At 61.7% G+C, this 760-nt stretch carries 1 protein-coding gene and 2 pseudogenes; 2 read left to right on the forward strand and 1 reads right to left on the reverse strand.

Annotated features, from left to right (window positions below; genetic code table 11):
• A pseudogene (locus V1479_RS26120) lies at positions 1-84 on the forward strand (IS5/IS1182 family transposase); the annotation flags it as partial.
• A gap of 78 nt (positions 85-162) precedes the next feature.
• On the forward strand, positions 163-420 hold the full coding sequence (locus tag V1479_RS26125; protein WP_173194978.1) for a hypothetical protein: 258 nt from the start codon (positions 163-165) through the stop codon (positions 418-420).
• Positions 421-676: 256 nt separating this feature from the next.
• On the opposite strand, the pseudogene V1479_RS26130 reads toward V1479_RS26125, so the two are convergent.
• Positions 677-760 (reverse strand): annotated as a pseudogene (locus V1479_RS26130) (IS5/IS1182 family transposase); the annotation flags it as partial.

Raw genomic sequence — 760 nt, forward strand, 5'->3', positions numbered from 1 at the left:
CGCGTCGCAACTCGTTACGACAAGCTCGCCCGCAACTTCCTCTCGGCCGTGGCGCTCGCAACCCTCGTCGCGTTCTGGGTCTGAATGAGTCTCGGCCCTAACAGCGGATGAACCACACAAATTGAGGAAGAACCCAGAGGGATCGTCGGTCCGAAATCCGTCGTGTCCACCGAATCGCTCGAACTGGCCCTGGAACTCGTGCGGCGGGATGGCTTCCTCACAAGCCTGCCTCGGCCGCTCCTGCACCTCGACATCAATACCGATTTGTCAGCGCTGAACGTGCGCGGCTACGAGTGGACAATCAGGAGCGGCGTCACCTATCGCAGTTCGATGCGGTCGCTTGCCCCGGTAAGGTCGATACTGCGCATGCTGAGGGAAGATGTTGCTGGACTGGGCTTGGCTAAGCCGGCTGAAGAGTAGTCGCGGTGGCGTTGAGGATGTCGCGTCACGGTTACGATAGGCGATTTCGAGGAAGCCGATTGCGGCGTAGAAACAACCCGGATCCACGTTAGCCAAGCCGCCAAGCTGTCTCACCGGGCGGGACCACCTCTGTTGGATTGTCGGCGAAGCCACGATCAGCCTCAGCCAAACCGCCTTCCTTGTCGGGCTTGTGGCGACTCCGAGACGGCGGGTCGCGGTGGTTGCGCCCTCTGTTGCCTCTAGGGCCGAGACTCATTCAGACCCAGAACGCGACGAGGGTTGCGAGCGCCACGGCCGAGAGGAAGTTGCGGGCGAGCTTGTCGTAACGAGTTGCGACGCG

The organism is Neoaquamicrobium sediminum (assembly GCF_040970315.1).
GTDB lineage: Bacteria > Pseudomonadota > Alphaproteobacteria > Rhizobiales > Rhizobiaceae > Aerobium > Aerobium sediminum.